This is a genomic window from Hansschlegelia beijingensis (genome assembly GCF_014196425.1).
Taxonomy (GTDB): domain Bacteria; phylum Pseudomonadota; class Alphaproteobacteria; order Rhizobiales; family Methylopilaceae; genus Methylopila; species Methylopila beijingensis.
Map to the genome: position 1 here is coordinate 458,914 of NZ_JACIDR010000003.1, position 19,484 is coordinate 478,397.

Sequence of the window (19,484 nt, forward strand, 5' to 3'; positions counted from 1 at the left end):
CGGCGCACGCGGGGAGACGCTTAAGCATGAGCTACGAGTCCGAAGGTCAGGAAGCCGCGATCGAGCGGCGGATCGTGCAGGGCAGGGGGCTCGAGCTCGCCGACCTGGTGATCAAGGGCGCGCAGGTGCTCGACGTCGTCACCGCCACGCTGTTCGAGAGCGACGTCGCGATCTGCGGCGACACGATCGTCGGCACCTTCGCCTCCTATGACGGCGTCGAGACCATCGACGGGCGCGGGCTCACCGTCGTCCCCGGCTTCATCGACAGCCATCTGCACATCGAATCCTCGCTGCTGACGCCGCTCGAGTTCGACCGCTGCGTGCTGCCGCACGGCGTCACGACCGCGATCTGGGACCCGCACGAGATCGCCAACGTGCTGGGGCAGGGCGGCATCGAGTACGCGCTCGCCGGCGCCGAGGCCGCGCTGATGGACATCCGCGTGAACCTGTCCTCCTGCGTGCCGGCCTCGCCGCTGGAGACCTCCGGCGCGCGGCTGGAGATCGAGCATCTGCTGCCGTTCCGCGATCACCCCAAGGTCATCGGGCTCGCCGAGTTCATGAACTTTCCCGGCGTGCTGGCGCGCGACCCCGGCTGCCTCGCCAAGCTCGCGGCGTTCCAGGACGGCCATATCGACGGCCACGCGCCGCTGGTCCGCGGCAAGGACCTCAACGGCTATCTGGCGGCCGGCATCCGCACCGACCACGAGGCCACCTCCTACGAGGAAGCGCTGGAGAAGCTCCGCAAGGGCATGAGCGTGCTGATCCGCGAGAGCTCGATCGCCAAGGACCTGCACGCGCTGTGGCCGCTGATCCGGACCGAGACCTCGGCCTTCATCGGCTTCTGCACCGACGACCGCAACCCGGTCGAGATCGCCGAGGAAGGCCACATCGACCACATGATCCGCTGGACGATCGCGCAGGGCGTTCCGGCCGCTCATGTCTACCGGGTCGCCAGCTGGTCGGCCGCCAACGCCTTCGGACTGCGCGACCGTGGCGTCGTGGCGCCGGGCAAGCGGGCCGACCTCGTGCTGCTTTCCGACTACGAGACCTGCGAGATCGCGCATGTGATCGCGGGCGGCGGGCTCGTCACCCCAGAACGGTTCGCGGCCCGCAAGGCGCCGCGGCCGGTCGGCCTCGACAGCATGAAGGTCGCCCCGGTGTCGGCCGCGGACCTGATCGTGCGCGGCGCCGGCGGGCCGCGCCCCGTGATCGGCGTGGTCCCTGGCAAGATCGTCACCGAGAGCCTGACGCTCGACCTCAAGGAGCGTGGCGGCTTCGTGCCCCCGGACCCGCAGAAGGACGCGGCCGCCGTCGCGGTGATCGCCCGGCACGGCGTCAACCAGAACATCGGCCGCGGCTTCGTGAAGGGTTTTGATCTCGAGCGCGGCGCGATCGCCTCCTCGGTCGGCCATGACAGCCACAACATCTGCGTGGTGGGCGCCGACGCCGAGTCGATGGCGATCGCCGCCAACCGGGTGATCGCGCTCGGGGGCGGCATCGTGGTCGCGGCCGGGGGCGAGGTGCGGAGCGAGCTCGCGCTGCCGCTCGCGGGCCTGATGAGCCTCGATCCGCATGAGAGCGTGCGCGAGAAGCTGCTCGAGTTGCGCGCCGCCGCGCGCGAACTCGGCTGCCAGCTGTCCGAGCCGTTCCTGCAGGTCGCCTTCCTGCCGCTCGCGGTGATCCCGCATCTCAAGATCACCGACCTGGGCATGGTGGACGTCGACCGCTTCGAGGTGCTGGCGGACTAACGGGGATGCCCGCATCCGGCGAGCTGCCGCCGCGCGACGTGCTGGTGGTCTCCGATCGCTATCCGCCCGACGTGGCCGGCGGCGCCGAGCTCAGCCTGCACCTCGTGCTGCGCGAGCCTCGCCTGCGCGACCGCGTCCTCGTGGTGACCTTCGACAAGGCGCTCGCGGCGCCGGCGCGGCGCAGCCTCGACGGCGTCGAGATTCTCGCGCTGCCGGCGCCCGCCGCTTGGCCGCTGCACCGGCTGTCGCAGGCGCGGGTCGACCGGCTGAAGCGCCTGCCGTTCCGGCTCAAATGGCCGTTCTTCTGGGCCGAGGCCGCGGCGGGCGGCGTGCGGGCGCCCGGGGCGGCGCTCGGGCCGCTCGCGGTGCGGTTCTCGGGGGAGGATCCGCCCGGCGGGCTGCGGATGGACCATGTGACGGCGCGCGAGAGCGCGGCGGCGGGCGAGCTGCGCGCCCTTGTCCGGCGCCTGCGGCCGCGGCTGGTGCACGCCGACAACGCCCGCGCCATCCTGCTCGCGGCCGTGGCGCTGGAGGGGAGCAGGGTTCCGCTGCTCGCGCTGGTGCGCGACCACCGCTTCACCAGCGCCCGCTTCGACCAGACCTTCGAGGACGCGCCGGCCGATGACTGGCGCGGGCGCGTCGCGGCTCTCGCGGCGGAGCGCGCGCTGCGCTTCCGGCAGGAGATGCTGCGCCGCGCCGCCCGGGTGGCGGCCACCAGCCGGCATCTCGCGGCCTCGCTCGAGGGGCTGCTCGCCGCGGACCGGCTGGTCCGCCTGCCGCTGATCCCGATCGCGAGCCCCGCCGAGGCCCCGGGCCCGCGTCCGGCCGACGGGCGCTTCCGCATGCTGCTGGTCGGCGCGCTGACGCCCAACAAGGGTCAGGCCCATCTGCTGGAGGCGTGGCCGGAGATCGCGGCGCGCGTTCCGGGCGCGGAGATCGACGTCGCGGGCGACGGGCCCTCGCGGCCGCGGCTCGCGGAGATCGCCGCAGCCGCGCGGGGCCGCATCCGTCTGCACGGCCGCCTCGCGCCCGAGGCGCTCGCCGATCTCTACGCCGCCTGCGACGTGGTCGTGCTGCCGACGCTGTGGGACGAACCGTTCGGGCGGGTGCCGCTGGAGGCCGGCGGCTTTGCCCGGCCGGTGGTCGCCTATGCGGCCGGCGGGCTCGCCGAGACGGTGCGCGACGGCGAGACCGGGCGGCTGGTCCGCCGCGGCGATCGCGCCGGCTTCATCGCGGCGCTTGCGGAGCTCGCCGCCGCGCCGGAGCTGCGGGCCCGGATGGGAGCCGCCGGCCGCCGTCAGGCGCTCGACCACGCGCCGGACCGCCAGGCCTCGCGGCTTGAGGCGCTGTGGCAGGAGATGATGGGAAGCGACTGATCGACGGGTCGTCCATCCGCTCGCGCAACCCTGCGCTCCGGTGTATCGAAGCTCATGACCCCCGCCGTCGACCTCGTGGTCGTCTCCTCGCCCCTGCAGGTCCTCAACGCCATCGAGTGGCGGCGCCGCGACGTCGACGCGCCGGCCGACCTCGTGCTGCTCGGCGACCGCGCCGGCGGACGCGACGCGGCCCTTGCTCTGCTGAAGCGCGAGCCCGGCCTGTGGCGCAAGATCCTCGAACATCCCGGCCGCCCCCGGCCCGCCGGGTGGCTGCCGGCCTTCGGGCGCGACGTGCTGGACGCCGGCCACCGGGCCAGCCTGGAGCGGCTCGCCGCGCAGCTCGGCCCGCGCCGCACCCTGGTGTTCGGCGACTATCGCAACGTCTCGCAGCGCGCGCTGGCGGCCGCGGTCGCTCATGAGGAGCTGATCCTGCTCGACGACGGTTCGGTCGCGCCCCAGGTCGCGGCGGCCCGCGCAGGCCTCGCCGCGCCGGCGCCCGAGCGCTTCCGGCCGGGCTGGCTCCGCACGGAGCTCGGCCGCCGCACGCTCGGGGAGCGGGCGCCCGCCGCGCCGCCGCGGCTCGCCTTCTTCACGATCTACGAACCCCTGATGCGCGGCCGGCTGGCGGGCTCCGACCGGATCGTCCCGCATTCTTACGAGGGATGGCGCGCTGCGGCCGCCAGCGCCGGGCGCGGCGACGAGGTCTGGGTGCTGGGCTCGAACCACGCCGAGGCGGGAATCTGCTCGGGCGAGGACTACGCGCGGGTGGTCCTGGCGGGGCTCGCGGCCCTCAGGGCCGAGGGCCGGCCCGGACCGTTCCTGTACAGGCCGCACCGCGGCGAGGACAAAGCCAAGGCCGCGGCGCTCGCCCGCGCGGGCGGCATGGAGCTCGCCGAGGACGGCGCCCCGGCGGAGCTCGCCTATCTCGAGGCGCGACGCCGCCCGGCGGCGGTGCTGGTGGTCGCCTCCTCGGCCGCCGACACGCTGAGCGTGCTCGATCCCGGGCTCGAGATCCTTCGCGTGGCGCTGCCGGCGAACTATCTGCGCCGCCAGCGCGACCATATCCTGGCCGTGGTCGCAGGGCACGACGCGTTCAATCCGCGCCTCCGACTCATCGGCGCGCCTGAGGATCAAGCCGGAGGTCGCCCCGTTTGAGCACCGCTCCTGCCTCGCAGACCGCCGCGGAAGGCCGCTTCGCCGGCCGCCGCGTGCTGGCGCTCGGGACGTTCGACAGCTTCGTCAAGACCGCGGCCCAGATCGGCCGGCTGTTCGAGGCCGAGGGCGCGAGCATGCGGGTCGCGGCGCTTGCGGCGGAGCCGGGCCAGCTCACCGCGCGCCAGCTGCGCGCCGGCGGCGTGCATGAGAGCATCCCGGTGGTGGCGGCCGAGAGGCTGGTCGGCTCCCGCCTGTTCCGCGACGCGCAGGTGGTGGTCGCGGTGGTGGACGGCGGACGGGCGCGCGAGCTGTTCCTGTCGCTGGCCGCGGCCGACCTGTCGCGCGAGCCGTCCCGGCCGATCGTGGCGGTGGCCTCGCCCGGCGTGGTGCTGGCCGACCATCTCGCCGGTTTCATGAGCCGCGCCCCGGCCGACGTGCTCTGCTTCAACACCGAGGCCGACCGCGCGCTCTATACGGCGGCGGCGGCCGAGATCGGCCTCGACGCCACCAACGCGGTCGTGACGGGGCTGCTCGGCCTGGAAAAACGGCCATGGAGCAGGCCCGTCGGCCGTCCGGCCGTGATCTTCTTCGAGCAGCCGGTCATCCCCGCGCGGCGCATGCAGCGCGCCCATCTGCTCGCCGGCCTCGCCGAGCTCGCGCGGCGCTTCCCGCAGGCCGACGTGCTGGTGAAGCTGCGTCACGGCCGCGACGAGCGCGCCCATCACGCGACGCGCTTCCACCTCGAGGACATCGCCCGGGAGCTGTTCGCCCGCGGCGGGCGCCCCCGCAACCTCAGCTTCACGCACGATCCGGCCCACGAGCTTCTCGACCGCGCCTCGCTCGCCGTGACGGTCAGCTCCACTATCGCGGTCGAGGCCATGGCGCGCGGCGTGCCGACCCGGATCGTCTCGGATTTCGGGATCTCGGAGCTTCTCGGCACGACCTATTTCGTCGGCTCGGGCTGTTTCGCCCGGCTCGCCGATCTCAGTCCGGACATGGCGGCCGTCGTGCGGCCGGACTGGCTCGCCGAGTCCGGCGCCGCGACGCGGCCCGAAGCCCTGCTCGACCAGTGCGCGGTGCTGCTCGGCGGACAGGACGCGCTCGGGGCCGCGCTGCCGCTTCGTCCGCTCACCCCCGCCTATGGCTCGCCGGACTGGATGGCCTACGCGCTCGGGAACGGCGGCCCGATGGCGGTCCATGCGCCGCATCTGCTTGAAAAGCCGCGCCGCGGCCTCGGCTTCGTGGCCGCCGTGGCGAACCGGCTGAAGGAGGGCCGCCGGTTCGTTCCGCGCGGCTGACGAGAAGGTTTTCTGTTACAACCCTGCGCAGCTGCTCTAGGTTGCGCCGCACAGCGCGCCGCGGGGCGCGCGCCCGGAGCGTCTCGATGGTCAAGGTTATCGCGGAGATCGGCTGCAACCATATGGGCCGGCTCGACATCGCGAAGCGCATGGTCGAGGTGGCGGCCCGCGAATGCCGCGCCGACGTCGCCAAGTTCCAGAAGCGCAACAATCGCGAGCTTCTGTCGCCGAAGCAGTATGGCGAGCCGCATCCGGTCCCGGCCAACGCCTATGGCGAGAGCTACGGCGCGCACCGCGAGGCGCTGGAGTTCAGCGTCGAGCAGCACGCCGAGCTCAAGGCCCATTGCGAGGAGCTCGGCGTCGTCTACGCGACCTCGGTCTGGGACATGACCTCGGCGCGCGAGATCGCCGGGCTCAATCCCGCCCTGATCAAGATCCCCTCCGCCACGAACCTCAATTTCGAGTTGCAGGGCTGGCTCTGCGAGAATTTCGCGGGCGAGATCCATGTCTCCACCGGCATGACCACGCGCGACGAGATCGAGGTCGTGGTGGAATTCTACGAGCAGCGCGGGCGCGCCCAGGACGTCGTGCTCTACGCCTGCACCTCGGGCTATCCGGTCAGCTTCGACGACCTGTGCCTGCTGGAGGTGGCGCGGCTGCGCGACGTCTATGAGGGGCGTGTGAAGCAGATCGGCTTCTCCGGGCATCATCTGGGCATCGCGGCCGACGTGGCGGCGCTGACGCTCGGCGCCGCCTGGGTGGAGCGGCACTTCACGCTCGACCGCACCTGGAAGGGCACCGATCACGCCGCATCGCTCGAGCCTGATGGGCTGCGCCGGCTGTGCCGGGACCTCCGCAACGTCGAGATCGCGTTGTCCTACAAGGACAAGGACCTGCTCGACGTCGAGGAGGAGCAACGCAAGAAGCTGAAGTGGCTGCCGGGGCTTAGGGCCGTCGGCTGACAGGCGCCTTGCGGCCTTCGCCGGCCCGTGCGACAGGCTCGGCGAGCATCTTCTTGATCCGGAGCAGACCAGCGTGCGTTGCGTCGCGGTGATCCCCGCCAGGGGCGGGTCGAAGGGACTGCCGCGCAAGAACCTGACGCCGCTCGGCGGGGTTCCGCTGGTGGTCCGCACGATCGCGGCCGCGCGCGGCGCCGCGCTGGTCCAGGCGGTCTACGTCTCGACCGACGATCCCGAGATCGCCGCGGCGTCGCGCGCCGCCGGCGCGGCGGTGATCGACCGTCCCGCCGAGATCGCCACCGACGAGGCTTCCTCCGAGAGCGCGCTGCTGCACGCGCTCGAGATGATCGAGGCCGAGAGCGACCCGGTCGACGTGCTGGTCTTCCTGCAGTGCACCTCGCCGTTCACGACCCCGGCGGAGGTCGACGCCTGCGTCTCCGCCATCGGCCGCGGCGGCGCGGTCTGCGCCTTCACGGCGGCGCCCGACCATGGCTTCCTGTGGACGGTCGGCGAGGACGGCTTCGCGGCCGGCCTGAACCACGACCACACGGCCCCGCGCCGGCGCCGCCAGGAGCTGCCGCCGCAGTTCCGCGAGACCGGCGCGGTCTATGCGATGGATGCGACCGCCTTCCGCGCGGCCGGCGCCCGCTTCTGCGGTCCGGCGGCTGTGGTTCCGGTGGAGACCGCTCCGGTCGAGATCGACAGCGCGGCCGATCTCGCGCTGGCGGAGGCGCTTCTCGCGCCGCGCCGGCCCGCGCCGCTCGCCTTCTCGGCGGGGGTGAAGGCGCTGGTGATGGATTTCGACGGGGTGTTCACCGACGACCGCGTTTTGGTCGACCAGGACGGCCGCGAGGCGGTGTTCGCCAGCCGCTCCGACGGCATGGGGCTCGACCGGCTGCGCAAGCTGACCGCGATCCGCACGCTGATCCTGTCGAAGGAGGTCAACCCGGTGGTCTCGGCGCGGGCGCGCAAGCTCAGGATCGAGGCCCGCCAGGGCATCGACGACAAGCTGCCCGAGCTCGACCGCTGGCTCGCCGAGAACGGCCTGACGCGCGCCGAGACGGCCTATATCGGCAATGACGTCAACGACCTCGACTGCCTGAACGCGGTCGGCTTCCCGATCGCGCCGTGCGACGCGCGGCCCGAGGCGCTCGCCGTCGCGCGCCACGTCACCTCCGCGCCGGGCGGCCGCGGCGCGCTGCGCGAGCTCTGCGAGGCGCTGATCCGCGCAGGCGGGGACTGAGGCTCAGCTCGGGAACTCGCCGAGCAGCCGCGTTCTGAGCGCCTTGTAGGTTCCGTAGAGGCCGAGCCGGCGGGCATAGCGCGCGCCCTTGCCTTCGCGCGTCCGCCAAGCCTCGTCCATCGCCCGCTGGCGGTCGGAGCGCTCGAGCGCCTGGCCGAGCTTGCCGAGAGCTGCGCGCGCGCCCGCCTTGTCGCCCGCCGCGAGCGCGGCCTCCGCTGCCTCGCGCGCCGCCGAGATCGGCGCCGAGTAGCGGCCCGAAGGCGCCGCGCCGCGCGCCGCCTCGTCGAAGCCGTAGAGCGCCGGCGGCAGCGGCGCCGTGGGGTCGAACGCCTCGAGCCTGTCGATCAGCGCGCCCGCCGAATGGGCCGGGCCATAGCCGACGCGGTCGAGCCAGCGCGGGTTCGGCCGCCGCCGCGGGGCGTCGTCCAGCGAGGCGAGCTCGCCGAGCCGCACCGACACGCCGCTGCCGAGCATCAGATGGGTGCCGTGGGCGTTGCGGACGCCGAAATCCGCCGCCAGCACGGCCGGCACGCCGTGGTCCAGCGCGTCGAACAGCGCGGTCGAGGAGATCGTGCCGAACAGGTCGGCGGCGGCCAGCAGACCGTCGATCGGCGCGTAGGAGACCAGCAGATTGGCCGGGCGCACGGCGAGCTTCGCCACCAGATGTTCGACATGGTGCGTCTGGTCGTGGAACGTCTGCTCCTGGGGCCGGACGCGGGCCTTGACCACGACGTCCCAGTCGGGGCTTGCGGCCGCAAGCCTTGCGAGCGCCGCGACGAGTTCGCCGCGCCGCCTCGGGTCGCCCGGCACCGCGACCTGCTCGGCGAACACAAAGACCTTGCGGCGTCCCGGCTCCGGCGGCGGCTTCAGGCCGCGCAGCGGCGAATCCGGCCGGCGGCGGAGCCCGGTGATCACCGCGGGCTGCCCCGAGAAGTCCGTGGTGGCGAGAAACGCCGCGAAGGCGTCGCGGTCGCGGGGCCCGTTGAGGCAGATCTGGTCGTAGCCCAGCCGCCACGCGACGCCTTCCTCGAAGCGGCCGAGCACCAGCCCGTTGAAGCCGCAGAACAGCGCCGGCCGCGGCCGCTCCAGCGCGCGGGCCGCGAGCTCGCAGACATGCCGGAACAGCAGCACGCGGCTGCCGGTGGCGTAGACCCCGACCGCGTCGCTGCCGAGCGCGGCCTCGTCGAGCGCGAGCGCGCCGAGCGAACGCTCGATGATCTCGAACCGTCCCCCGAGGCGCTCGGCGGCCGACGTGGTCAGCCCCCGCCCGGCGTCGATCGCGAAGGTCGGCCGCCAGCCGCGCGCCTCGAAGGCGAGCGCGAGCGGCAGCGCGCCGAAGACCTGGCTGTCGAGGTCGCAGGCGAACAGGACGCGGCGGTCACTCATGCGGGCGGGATGATCTCGTGCGGAGGCGGTTCGGGCGCAGGGGAGCGGGCTGATCGGAACGGGAGGGCGCGGTCCCGTTCAGGCCCGCGATCGCTCGAATCCGAGGCCCAATGTTCTATATTCGCTTTTCCGCCGCGAGGCGCGCGCACCCGGCGGCCACCATGAGAATTCGCATCGGCTTCGAGATCGTCCACACCTTCCCGCAACCGACGCCGTTGCTGGCGGTGCTCAACGTGCATCCGAGCCGTGAGAAGGATCTTCTCATCCCGGACCGGATCAACGCCTGGCCGCCCACGCCGATCTCGACCTACGTGGATGATTTCGGCAATGTCTGCAGCCGGATGCTGGCGCCGGCCGGCGATTTCACGCTGCAGACCGACGCGCTGGTGGCCGACAGCGGCGAGCCCGACCTCTACGCGCCGGACGCCGCCCAGGTGGCGGTGGAGGAACTTCCGGACGACGCGCTGCTCTACCTGCTCGGCAGCCGCTATTGCGAGACCGACCGGATGAGCGACATGGCGTGGTCGCTGTTCGGAAACGTTCCGGGGGGGTGGGGCCGCGTGCAGGCGATCGTCGACTATGTGCACGACCGCGTCGCCTTCGGCTATCAGCACGCACGCTCCACCAAATCCGCCTACGAGGCGCATGAGGAGCGGCAGGGCGTCTGCCGCGACTTCGCGCATCTCGCCGTCACGCTGTGCCGCTGCATGAACATCCCGGCCCGCTACGCGACCGGCTATCTCGGCGACATCGGCGTGCCGAAGGATCCCGCGCCGATGGATTTCAGCGCCTGGTTCGAGGTCTATCTCGGCGGGCGCTGGTACACGTTCGACGCGCGCCACAACCAGCGGCGGATCGGCCGCATCGTGATGGGCCGCGGCCGCGACGCCTCCGACGTCGCGCTCACCAACACTTTCGGGCCCGGCGTGCTCAAGAGCTTCAAGGTCTGGACCGACGAGGTGACCGCATAGCGGCGCCCGGTTTCGGCGCGCCCGCGCCTCGCGTATAACCCGGCCTCCCGGCCTCCCAATCCAAGACGCCCTTGACCCGCTTCCGCTCCCACCGCTTCTCCGTCGCGCCGATGATGGACTGGACCGACCGGCATTGTCGGCTGTTCCACCGCGCGCTGACCAGCCAGGCGCTGCTCTACACCGAGATGGTCACGACCGGCGCGGTCCGGTTCGGGCCGCGCGAGCGGCTGCTCGGCTTTTCGTCCGAGGAGCGGCCGCTCGCGGCGCAGCTCGGCGGCTCGGAGCCCGAAGAACTCGCCGAGGCGGCGCGGATCTGCGAGGGCTTCGGCTATGACGAGATCAACCTCAATGTCGGCTGCCCCTCCGACCGCGTGCAGGACGGCCGCTTCGGCGCCTGCCTGATGGCCGAGCCGGACCGCGTCGCCCGGGGCGTCGCGGCCATGAAGGCCGCCGTCTCGATTCCCGTGACGGTGAAGTGCCGCATCGGGATCGACGACCAGGACCCGGAAGAGGCGCTCGACCGGCTCGCCGACGCCGTGGTGGCGGCCGGCTGCGACGCTCTGATCGTCCACGCCCGCAAGGCCTGGCTGAAGGGGCTGAGCCCGAAGGAGAACCGGGACGTCCCGCCGCTCGATTACGACCGCGTCTTCCGCCTCAAGCGGCGTTTCCCGGACCTGCCGGTCTCGATCAATGGCGGGATCGGCTCGATCGAGCAGGCGAGGGCGCTGCTCGAGCCGCGCGACGGCGTCACGCTCGACGGCGTGATGCTCGGCCGGGCGGCCTATCAGAACGCGGAACTGCTGCTCGCCGTCGATCCGCTGCTGTTCGGCGAGGCGGCCCCGCACGCCGACGCGCGGGCGGCCGTCGAAAGCCTGTTCCCGGCGATCGAAGCGCATCTTGCGCGCGGTGGCCGGCTGTCGAACTTCACGCGCCACATGCTCGGCCTGTTCCCAGGCCGCCCCGGGGCGCGCGCGTTCCGCCGGCTGCTGAGCGAGGAGGGGCCGAAGGCCGGCGCCGGGCTCGACGTGCTGCGCGCGGCGCTCGACCTCGTCGGCGACGCGAGGCCGTCCGCCGTCGCCGCCGCCGCGTGACCGCCGGATGGAGCTGATCGCCGGCCTCCCGGCCGCGGAGATCGGCTGGCTGGTCGCCGGGCTCGTCATCGGCGGGATCGTCACCGGCATCCTCTCGGGGCTGTTCGGCGTCGGCGGCGGGGCGGTCATCGTGCCCGTGCTGGCCGAGCTGTTCGACCATGTGGGGGCCGGCCCGGACGCCCAGATGCACCTCGCGGTCGGGACCTCGCTCGCCATCATCATTCCGACGTCGCTCAGATCCTTCGCCGCCCAGCGGGCGCGGGGCGCGGTCGACATGGCGGCGCTGCGGCTGTGGATCCTGCCCGTGGCGGCGGGCGCGGCCGCGGGCGCCGCGATCGCCGCCGTGGCGAGCTCCGACGCGCTCAAGGCGGTGTTCGCCGTCTTCGCGCTCTCGATGTCGGCCAATCTGCTGTTCGGGAGCGATCGCTGGCGGCTCGCCGACGATCTGCCGAGCCGCGCCGCCACGTCGCTCTGGGGCTTCCTGATCGCGGTCGTGTCGGCGCTGATCGGCATCGGCGGCGGCGCGCTCGCCGCGCTGTTCCTCACGCTCCACAACCGGCCGATCCACACCGCGCTCGGCACCTCGTCCGGGTTCGGCGTGCTGGTCGCCATTCCGGGGGCGATCGGCTACGCGGCGGCGGGCCTGCCGCATCTGGGCGAGCTGCCGCCGCTCTCGATCGGCTATGTCTCGCTGCTCGGCCTCGTGCTGATGGCGCCGATCTCCGTGCTCGCCGCCCCGCTCGGGGTGCGGCTCGCGCACCGGCTGTCGAAGCGGCGACTGCGGATGGCCTTCGGCTGCTTTCTGGCGCTGGTCGCGACGCGCTTCATCGTCGACCTGCTGACCTGAGCGAAAGCGTCAGTCGATGTTGACGCCGAGCCCGAACAGAACGTCCTTGCCGTAGACGTAGAGCAGGGCGAACGCGCAGGCGATCGCGAGCCAGATCGCGATCGCGCGGAGCGCTCCGGCGCCGTCGCCGGCGTAGCGCCGCAGCAGCCCCGGGCCGATCCACACCGCAAGGCAGATCATCGCGATCGCGCTCGCCCAGCTGGCGTTCGGAAAGGTCCCGAAGCCGCCGGCGAGGTCCGCCACCACGAAGGTCGCGATCGCGGCCAGCGTGACGGCGATCAGCAGCTCGGCGACGCCCCGGCGCTTCATGTGTCGGACTCCAGGACGGCGGGCGCCGCGCGCGCCGTCTTGCGACGGGCGGGCAGCAGCCGCATCACCCGCTCGCGCTCCTCGGGCGAGTAGCGCGCCCACGCCCCGATCTCGGCGAGGGTGCGGAAGCAGCCCTCGCACCAGCCGGTCGACGGGTCCATGACGCAGACCGAGATGCAGGGACTCTTGATCGGACGATGCTCCAGCATCGCCGATGGATGGCGCGGCCGGCCGGGCGACGCAAGGCGCCATTTCGTGCGCCGGCCGTCAGCCGGCCGCCGCAGCCACCAGCGCGACCAGCGCCGCGATCTCGGCGACCTCGGTCGCCGCGCCGCAGACGTCGCCCGTGTAGCCGCGGATCTGCGCGCGCGACAGCGCGGTCACGCCGAGCGCCGCCACGGCGGCGGCGGCGGCGGCCGCCAGGCCCGCTCCGACGCCCGCCAGCAGCAGAGCCGCCAGCGCGCCGAGCCCGCATCCCACCGCGACCGAGGCCGCGCGCGGCCGCGCCGCCCGGCCCGCCCCGTCGGCGCGCGCTGGCTTGAGCAGCAGCGCGGGCAGCAGCGCGAGCGGCCGGGACAGCGCCGCTGCGGCGATCAGCGCGAGCAGCGCGCCTTCCTCGCCGAGCCGCTCCGCGAGCGCCGCGACCAGCGTGATGCGCGCGCCGAGCGCGAGCGTCAGCGCGGAGACGCCGTAGGCTCCGACGCTGCTGTCGCGCATGATCTCGAGCTTGCGCTTGCGGGTCGCGCCGCCGCCGAACCCGTCGGCCACGTCTGCGAGCGCGTCCTGATGCAGGGCGCCGGTCAGTGCGACGCCGGCGATCACCGCGAAGGCGGCGGCCGGCAGGGCGGGCAGGCCGAGCGCGAGGCCGGCCCCGAGCGCCTCGCCCGCGACCGCGCCCGCGACCGCGCCCGCGAGCGGCGCGGCCGCGGCGACGCCGTCGAAGATCCGCTCCGGCTGCGGCGTCGACCAGGCGGACGGGACCGGCAGCCGCGTGAAGAAGCGGAGCGCGTCGCCGGCCGCGTCGAGCGCCCGGCGCGGCGACGAACGCCCGGATGGCGGCGGCGGGCCGTTCGGCGTCATGGGCTTCTCCGGCAGAGTGACCTGCGGCCTTTAGCACGTCGCCGCGCGGCCGGCCCGGCTTGGCGCGCGCAGGCGGTTCGGTTATGCCGCTCGTCCCCCCACCGTCACGGTTTCGAAATGCCGCAATCGACCGGCGCGGTCATCCCGCCCAACCCGACGGGCCTTCCCTTCGACGACATCCGGGCGCTGCTCGCCCGCATGCCCGGCCCGGACGAGGCGTCGGCCGCTTCCGTGCGCGCCCGCGAGGCCGAGCTGATCAAGCCGGCCGGCGCGCTCGGGCGGCTGGAGGAGATCGCCGAGTGGCTCGCCGCCTGGCAGCGCAAGCCGACGCCGACCGTGGACCGGCCGCTGGTCGCGATCTTCGCCGGCGCCCACGGCGTCGCGGCGCGCGGCGTCTCGGCCTATCCGGCCGCCGTCACGCGGCAGATGCTGGACGCGTTCTCTTCCGGTCAGGCGGCGATCAACCAGATCTGCGGCGCCTTCGGCCTCGGGCTCAAGGTGTTCGACCTCGCCACCGAGAAGCCGACGCCGGACTTCACCGAGGACGCGGCGATGACGGAGGCCGAATGCGCCGCCACCATGGCCTACGGCATGGAGGCGATCGCGGGCGGCGTCGACCTGCTGGTCGTCGGCGAGATGGGCATCGGCAACACCACCGTGGCTTCCGCGCTCGCGGCGGCGCTGTTCGGCGGGGACGTGGCCGACTGGGTCGGCCGCGGCACCGGCGTCGACGAGGAGGGGGTCGCCCGCAAGGTCGCGGCCGTGGAAGCCGCGCTCGAGCGCCACGCCGGCAATCTGGACGACCCGCTGGAGGCGCTGCGCCGCGTCGGCGGCCGCGAGTTCGCAGCGATCGGCGGCGCGATCCTGGCCGCCCGCCTCGAAGGCGTGCCGGTGGTCATCGACGGCTTCGTGGCGACGGCTGCGGCCGCCGTGCTGCACGCCTATGACGCGAGCGCGCTCGCGCATTGCGTCGCGGGCCACAAATCAGCCGAGGCCGGCCACAAGCGGCTGCTGAAGCGGCTGGAGCTCAAGCCGCTCCTCGATCTCGACATGCGCCTCGGGGAAGGCTCCGGCGGCGCGCTCGCGGTGACGATCGTCAAGGCCGCGGTCGCCTGCCACACCGGCATGGCGACCTTCGCCGAAGCCGCGGTGTCGGAGAAGGGCTGAGAGCCCGTCAGATCGGCAGCTCGACCGGCTCCTCGGAGAGCGGAATGTCAGCCGAGCGGCGGGCGCTTTCCAGCGCGGCGTAGTGCAGGGCGGCGTCGCGGCTGGCGAACAGGCCGCCGCCATGCCCCTGGCGCTCCACCGCGACCCACTGGCCGAGGCGGTTCTGGCCGACGATGAAGTCGGGCGTCGGGGCGAGCCCGAAGCGGGCGGAGGGAGGCTTCGTGTCTGCGGGCGTGCTCATGAGGGTTCGTTCGGTGAACGGCGCGACGGGTGCGCCGCGCAGGAAAGCTATGAGGGCCTTTGTGAGGGCGCGATGCGGCGCTGGCGGTCCGGGCGTTGGGTTTCCGTGAGCGTCGCGGCCTGATCAGCCGGCCCGCCTAAGCGCGGCGGCCGGGGCCTCCGCCCGGGCTCTGGCCGGGGCGCCTTTCTCGGGGATCGGCGCGAGCGGGGCCATCACGCGGGTCGCGGGAAGCGTCACGATCACCTCTGTGCCTTCGCGCAGGCGGCTCTTCAGGGAGAAGCTTCCGCCGTGGAGGTCGATCAGCCCCTTCACGATCGGCAGGCCGAGCCCGGCGCCCTGTTCGGCGGTCTTGATCGCGAGCGTGCCCTGGCCGAACGAGGCGAGCACGGTCGGGATCTCGTTCTCCGGAATGCCCGGCCCGGTGTCGGCGACCGAGATGTACTGGCCGCCCGAGGCGGTCCAGCCGACCTTCAGCCGGATCTCGCCGCCCTGCGGGGTGAACTTGATGGCGTTCGACAGCAGGTTGAGCGTGATCTGGCGCATGGCGCGCTCGTCCGCCCAAACCGGCGGCAGGCCGGCCTCCACCGCCTCGCGGATGACGATGCCGCGGTTCTTGGCGCGCAGCTTCAGCAGATGGTGGCAATCCTCCACCACATAGGCGAGGTGGACGCTCTCCTCGTTGAGCTCGTAGCGCCCCGCCTCGATGCGCGACAGGTCGAGGATCTCGTTGATCAGGTTGAGCAAATGCTGCCCGCTCTGGTGGATGTCGCCGGCGTATTCCTTGTAGGTCGGCGTCGCGTGCGGGCCGAAGATCTCCGACTTCATCACCTCCGAGAAGCCGAGGATCGCGTTCAGCGGCGTGCGCAGCTCGTGGCTCATGGTGGCGAGGAAGCGGGACTTGGCGAGGTTCGCCTCCTCGGCGCGGCGCCGGGCTTCGTCGGAGTTCGCCTTGGCCTGTTCGAGCTCGCCGATCAGGGCGTCCTTCTCGGCCCTGAACTCGAGAGTCTCCAGCGTGTTGCGGTAGAGCCGGTGGGCGAGCAGCAGGAAGTAGACCTCGGTGCCGGCCGTCATCGCGGCGACCGCCGTCGAGGCCGCGCCGCCATGCAGCGTGTAGACGGCGATCACCAGCGAGGCGATCGGCAGGGTCGCGGCCCACACCGCCGCCGGAACGCTCGCGGCCAGCATGGTGGCGACCGCGACGCCGACCAGCATCACGAACAGCGAGATGACCTCGGCCGTCACGCCCCCCGGATCGGCGCGCCCGAGCAGCACGATGATCGACGCCCAGGCGACGCCGTTGACGGCCTCCGCCAGCACGAAGCGCAGCTTCCACGTCCTGATCTTCAGCTTGTCGGCGGGCCTGCGCAGGAAGCGGCGCGCGAACAGCGCGATCATGCCGTGCCCGAGCGCGACCGCGGCGAGCCAGGCCGCGGCCATCTGCGGCGCGATCCAGAGCGTCGCGACCGCCGCGATCACGCTCGCCAGCGCGAGCGCCACCACCGCGGCCGAGAGCCGGTTCTGCGCATAGATGCGGGCGAGTTCGAGGTCGAAGGCCGGGCGGACGCCGCTCGACGAGGTCAGCCGCTCGCGCTCCGCGCGCAGCTTGGCGGTCACGGCGCGACGGCGATCGGGCGTGTCGTTCGGCCTGCGGTCGGACGTCCCGTCCGACGGAAGATCGAACATGTCCACGATTTGGCCTGCCCCGCGCCCTAGGTTGAGACGCATGGACGATGACGGGAAACGATTAAGGCCGTGCTGACGGATCCGTTCGAATTGGCTTCGCCGCTCGAGACGCCGGAGCAGCCGGACGCCGAGGCGCGTCTCGACGCGCTGCTCGGGCGGGTGCGGGCCTGCCGGATCTGCCGCGAGGCGCCCCTGCGGCGACCGCTGCCGCACGAGCCGCGCCCTGTCGTGCGGGCGCGCGCGACCGCCCGGATCGCGATCTGCGGCCAGGCCCCGGGGACCCGCGTGCATGCGAGCGGGGCGCCGTTCTCCGATCCCTCGGGCGTCCGGCTGCGCCGCTGGCTCGGGGTGACGGACGAGGAGTTCTATGACGAGAGCCGGATCGCGATCGTGCCGATGGGCTTCTGCTTCCCCGGGCTGACGGCGGACGGCGCGGATCTGCCGCCGCGCCCGGAATGCGCCCCGGCCTGGCGGGCGGCGGTGTTCGCCGAGCTGCCGAAGGTCGAGCTCGTGCTCGCGATCGGGCGGCCGGCGCAGCTCTGGCACCTCGGCCCGGACGCGGGAAAGAGCCTGACCGAGACGGTGGCGCGCTGGCGCGAGCTGCTGGGCCGGCCGGGCGCGCCCAGGATCGCGCCGCTGCCGCACCCGTCCTGGCGCAACAACAGCTGGCTGAAGAAGAATCCGTGGTTCGAGGACGAGGCCGCGCCGGAGCTGCGCCGCCTCGTTCGCGCCGCGTTGGAGCGTTAGCGGAGATCGATGCGCGGCCGCGCAGGGAGAAGCGTTCGGCGGCGTGAGACGCACTGAGGACGAGGGGCACACCAGCAAAGGAGCTTCCCTCATGGAGCGAACCATCGCGGCCACTCTTTTCGCCGCCGTCATGGCGACCGCCGCAACCGGCGCCGCCACGGCGCAGACGGCCGAACCTGCGGCGAAGTCGGGCGCGACCGCCGGCGAGACCGCCGGCCCCGCCCGCGCCGAGCGCATGCAGAAATGGTCGAACCGCCTCAACAAGCGCTTCGAGGCGGACGACAAGAACCGCGACGGCGCGCTTGATCGCGCCGAGGTCGAGGCGCGGCTGAACAAGGCGTTCGACCGGCGCGACAAGAACCGTGACGGCTCGCTCGACGCCGACGAGGTCAAGGCGATCGGCGCGAGGCAGGGCGGCAAGGGCGCCAAAGCCCTGCAGGCCCGCTTCAAGCGCGCCGACGCCGACCGCGACGGCAAGATCAGCCGCCAGGAGTTTCTGGCGACGCTGCCGCCCTGGTTCGTGCGGGCGGACGCGGACAAGGACGAGAAGGTGACGAAGCAGGAGCTCGACGCCTTCATCGCCAAGCGCGGCAAGCAGGCCAAGGCCGCCGTGAAGGCCGACGACGACGAGGACGACGACAACTGATGCGGCGCGCGGGGGGCGGGGGTGCGGCATGACGGTCGCCGCGCGACGGATGGCGTCGGTCTCCGGCGGCAGCCGCATGGCGGCCGCTGACCGCGTGCGGCCGCCGCGCGCCGACACGGAGGCCGACGAAGACGACGACCTGATGGCGCGGATCGCGGCGGGCGACCAGCGCGCCTTCGCCACGCTGGTCGCGCGTCACGGCGCGCGCGCCCAGGCGCTGGCGCACCGGTTCACCGGTTCGGCCGTGGACGCGGAGGAGGTCGCGCAGGAGGCGTTCTGGAGGGTCTGGCGCTCGGCCGATCGGTGGACCGCCGGCGGCGCCCGGTTCACGACCTGGCTGCACCGGATCGTGGTCAATCTCTGCGTTGACCACGACCGCCGGCGCCGGATCAGGCGGCTGCTGCCGTTCGCCGAAACCTTCGACCCGCCATCAGATGAGGCCGGGCCGGAGCAGACGCTCGTCGCGCAGGACGAGGTGGCCGCCGTGCGGCGCGACATCCTCGAACTGCCGGCCCGCCAGCGCGCGGCGCTGCTGCTGTCGGCGGACGGCGAAAAATCGAACGCGGAGATCGCGCGGATCTTGCAGACGAGCGAGAAGGCGGTGGAATCCATGCTGGTGCGCGCCCGGCGCATGCTTCGGACGCGGCTCGCCGCCCGTGGAGAATGAGGATGACCGTGGAAGCGGGCCTGAAGGATTTTGAGCGGCGGCTCGACGCGCTTGGCGCCGATCTCGACCGCTGGCCGGCGAGCGCGGCCGCCGAGGCGCGCGCGCTGATGGCGCGTTCGCCCGAAGCCCGCGCGCAGCACGACGCGGCGGCGCGGCTCGCCCGGCTGCTGGCGGCCGCGGCCCAGGCGGAGGCTCCGAACGGTCTCGCGTTCCGGATCGTCGGCGAGGTCGCCGCCCGGCGAACGCAGCGGTTTGCGTGGCTGGCGTCGCCGGGACGGCTCAGCCTCGCGGGCGCGAGCCTCGGCGCGGCCGCGCTGGCCTGCGGGCTGATGCTGGGCGTGGTCTCGGGGGCGAACTCCTCGCAGAGCGCCTTCGCCGGCGGACTCGGTTTTGGCGGGCCCTTCGAGGTCTCGCTCGCGACCGGCGATCTCTGACATGAAGCGACGCGCGCCCGGCGTTCTCTACGCCGTCCTGGCTGTCTCGATCGCGCTCAATCTGGCGGCCGCCGGCTATCTTGGGGTCACGCGCTTCCATTCCAGAACGCCGCCGCGCACCGTCGAGACCACGATCGGCTTCATCAGCAGCCGCTATCCGCCCTCGGTCGGCGCGGTGATCCGCGAGAAGCTGGAGGCGCGGCGCGACGAACTCACCCAGGCGCTGCAGGAGATGAAGGAGGCCCGGCGGGCGACGCGGGACACGATGAGCCAGGCGCCGCTCGACCGGGCGCAGATCGACGCGGCTTTCGCCAACGCCCGCGTCAAGGCCGCGAACTTCCAGAAGGTGATCCACGAGGCGATCACCGAGGCCCTGCCGGGCGTGCCGGAAGCGGACCGGGCCAAGATCGACCGCGATCCGGACTGAGCGCTTTCC

At 73.1% G+C, this 19,484-nt stretch carries 21 protein-coding genes; 15 read left to right on the forward strand and 6 right to left on the reverse strand.

What is annotated here, in order from left to right; translation table 11 throughout:
* Positions 1-26: 26 nt before the first annotated feature.
* The 6 genes from ade to GGR24_RS12225 all read left to right on the forward strand — a co-directional run bounded on the left by ade (position 27) and on the right by GGR24_RS12225 (position 7,779).
* The gene (gene ade, locus GGR24_RS12200; RefSeq protein ID WP_183395622.1) at positions 27-1,748 is read left to right on the forward strand and encodes an adenine deaminase; all 1,722 of its coding nucleotides are present in this window, start codon (positions 27-29) and stop codon (positions 1,746-1,748) included.
* A gap of 5 nt (positions 1,749-1,753) precedes the next feature.
* Positions 1,754-3,124 (forward strand): glycosyltransferase family 4 protein, encoded by a 1,371-nt coding sequence (locus GGR24_RS12205; RefSeq protein WP_183395623.1) that lies wholly within the window; start codon positions 1,754-1,756, stop codon positions 3,122-3,124.
* Between the two features lie 54 nt (positions 3,125-3,178).
* Complete coding sequence (locus tag GGR24_RS12210; RefSeq protein ID WP_183395624.1) at positions 3,179-4,279, forward strand: hypothetical protein; 1,101 nt, start codon at positions 3,179-3,181, stop codon at positions 4,277-4,279.
* Positions 4,276-5,577 (forward strand): DUF6716 putative glycosyltransferase, encoded by a 1,302-nt coding sequence (locus GGR24_RS12215; RefSeq protein ID WP_183395625.1) that lies wholly within the window; start codon positions 4,276-4,278, stop codon positions 5,575-5,577. The genes GGR24_RS12210 and GGR24_RS12215 overlap by 4 nt, the downstream gene beginning before the upstream one ends.
* A gap of 86 nt (positions 5,578-5,663) precedes the next feature.
* Positions 5,664-6,539: an N-acetylneuraminate synthase family protein gene (locus tag GGR24_RS12220; protein ID WP_183395626.1), complete on the forward strand. Its 876-nt coding sequence runs from the start codon at positions 5,664-5,666 to the stop codon at positions 6,537-6,539.
* A 73-nt stretch (positions 6,540-6,612) separates the two neighbouring features.
* On the forward strand, positions 6,613-7,779 hold the full coding sequence (locus GGR24_RS12225) for a cytidylyltransferase domain-containing protein (RefSeq protein WP_183395627.1): 1,167 nt from the start codon (positions 6,613-6,615) through the stop codon (positions 7,777-7,779).
* 3 nt (positions 7,780-7,782) lie between these two features.
* Here GGR24_RS12225 and GGR24_RS12230 read toward each other — a convergent pair whose 3' ends face one another.
* The gene (locus GGR24_RS12230) at positions 7,783-9,165 is read right to left on the reverse strand and encodes a DUF6716 putative glycosyltransferase (RefSeq protein WP_183395628.1); all 1,383 of its coding nucleotides are present in this window, start codon (positions 9,163-9,165) and stop codon (positions 7,783-7,785) included.
* Between the two features lie 161 nt (positions 9,166-9,326).
* Here GGR24_RS12230 and GGR24_RS12235 point away from each other — a divergent pair, with 161 nt between their 5' ends.
* The 3 genes from GGR24_RS12235 (at position 9,327) to GGR24_RS12245 (ending at position 12,074) form a co-directional block, all read left to right on the forward strand.
* Positions 9,327-10,136, forward strand: coding sequence for a transglutaminase-like domain-containing protein (locus GGR24_RS12235; protein ID WP_183395629.1), 810 nt, complete (start codon positions 9,327-9,329; stop codon positions 10,134-10,136).
* A 110-nt stretch (positions 10,137-10,246) separates the two neighbouring features.
* Complete coding sequence (gene dusA, locus GGR24_RS12240; RefSeq protein WP_246398394.1) at positions 10,247-11,227, forward strand: tRNA dihydrouridine(20/20a) synthase DusA; 981 nt, start codon at positions 10,247-10,249, stop codon at positions 11,225-11,227.
* A gap of 7 nt (positions 11,228-11,234) precedes the next feature.
* Entirely contained in the window at positions 11,235-12,074 is an 840-nt protein-coding gene (locus GGR24_RS12245; protein WP_183395631.1) for a sulfite exporter TauE/SafE family protein, read from the forward strand.
* 9 nt (positions 12,075-12,083) lie between these two features.
* Here the strand turns inward: GGR24_RS12245 and GGR24_RS12250 are convergent, their stop codons facing one another.
* Genes GGR24_RS12250 through cobS form a run of 3 tightly spaced genes read right to left on the reverse strand, consistent with a single transcriptional unit; the run spans position 12,084 to position 13,463 of the window.
* Positions 12,084-12,383 (reverse strand): hypothetical protein, encoded by a 300-nt coding sequence (locus tag GGR24_RS12250; protein ID WP_183395632.1) that lies wholly within the window; start codon positions 12,381-12,383, stop codon positions 12,084-12,086.
* Positions 12,380-12,592 (reverse strand): DUF1289 domain-containing protein, encoded by a 213-nt coding sequence (locus tag GGR24_RS12255; protein WP_183395633.1) that lies wholly within the window; start codon positions 12,590-12,592, stop codon positions 12,380-12,382. Before GGR24_RS12255 ends, GGR24_RS12250 begins: the two co-directional genes overlap by 4 nt.
* A gap of 58 nt (positions 12,593-12,650) precedes the next feature.
* Positions 12,651-13,463: an adenosylcobinamide-GDP ribazoletransferase gene (gene cobS, locus GGR24_RS12260; protein ID WP_183395634.1), complete on the reverse strand. Its 813-nt coding sequence runs from the start codon at positions 13,461-13,463 to the stop codon at positions 12,651-12,653.
* Positions 13,464-13,580: 117 nt separating this feature from the next.
* On the opposite strand from cobS, the gene cobT reads away from it, so the two are divergent.
* On the forward strand, positions 13,581-14,630 hold the full coding sequence (cobT, locus tag GGR24_RS12265; protein ID WP_183395635.1) for a nicotinate-nucleotide--dimethylbenzimidazole phosphoribosyltransferase: 1,050 nt from the start codon (positions 13,581-13,583) through the stop codon (positions 14,628-14,630).
* Positions 14,631-14,637: 7 nt separating this feature from the next.
* Here cobT and GGR24_RS12270 read toward each other — a convergent pair whose 3' ends face one another.
* Together GGR24_RS12270 and GGR24_RS12275 are read right to left on the reverse strand one after the other, a co-directional pair.
* On the reverse strand, positions 14,638-14,871 hold the full coding sequence (locus tag GGR24_RS12270; RefSeq protein ID WP_183395700.1) for a hypothetical protein: 234 nt from the start codon (positions 14,869-14,871) through the stop codon (positions 14,638-14,640).
* Positions 14,872-14,994: 123 nt separating this feature from the next.
* Entirely contained in the window at positions 14,995-16,554 is a 1,560-nt protein-coding gene (locus GGR24_RS12275; RefSeq protein ID WP_183395636.1) for a sensor histidine kinase, read from the reverse strand.
* A gap of 90 nt (positions 16,555-16,644) precedes the next feature.
* Here GGR24_RS12275 and GGR24_RS12280 point away from each other — a divergent pair, with 90 nt between their 5' ends.
* The 5 genes from GGR24_RS12280 to GGR24_RS12300 all read left to right on the forward strand — a co-directional run bounded on the left by GGR24_RS12280 (position 16,645) and on the right by GGR24_RS12300 (position 19,475).
* A complete protein-coding gene (locus tag GGR24_RS12280) occupies positions 16,645-17,301 on the forward strand; it encodes a uracil-DNA glycosylase family protein (protein WP_183395697.1) in 657 nt (218 codons plus the stop codon).
* 91 nt (positions 17,302-17,392) lie between these two features.
* Complete coding sequence (locus tag GGR24_RS12285) at positions 17,393-17,947, forward strand: EF-hand domain-containing protein (RefSeq protein ID WP_183395637.1); 555 nt, start codon at positions 17,393-17,395, stop codon at positions 17,945-17,947.
* A 28-nt stretch (positions 17,948-17,975) separates the two neighbouring features.
* Positions 17,976-18,614: a sigma-70 family RNA polymerase sigma factor gene (locus GGR24_RS12290; protein WP_246398342.1), complete on the forward strand. Its 639-nt coding sequence runs from the start codon at positions 17,976-17,978 to the stop codon at positions 18,612-18,614.
* Between the two features lie 2 nt (positions 18,615-18,616).
* Positions 18,617-19,048, forward strand: coding sequence for a hypothetical protein (locus GGR24_RS12295; RefSeq protein ID WP_183395638.1), 432 nt, complete (start codon positions 18,617-18,619; stop codon positions 19,046-19,048).
* A gap of 1 nt (position 19,049) precedes the next feature.
* Positions 19,050-19,475 (forward strand): periplasmic heavy metal sensor, encoded by a 426-nt coding sequence (locus GGR24_RS12300; RefSeq protein ID WP_183395639.1) that lies wholly within the window; start codon positions 19,050-19,052, stop codon positions 19,473-19,475.
* The last annotated feature ends 9 nt before the right edge of the window (positions 19,476-19,484 follow it).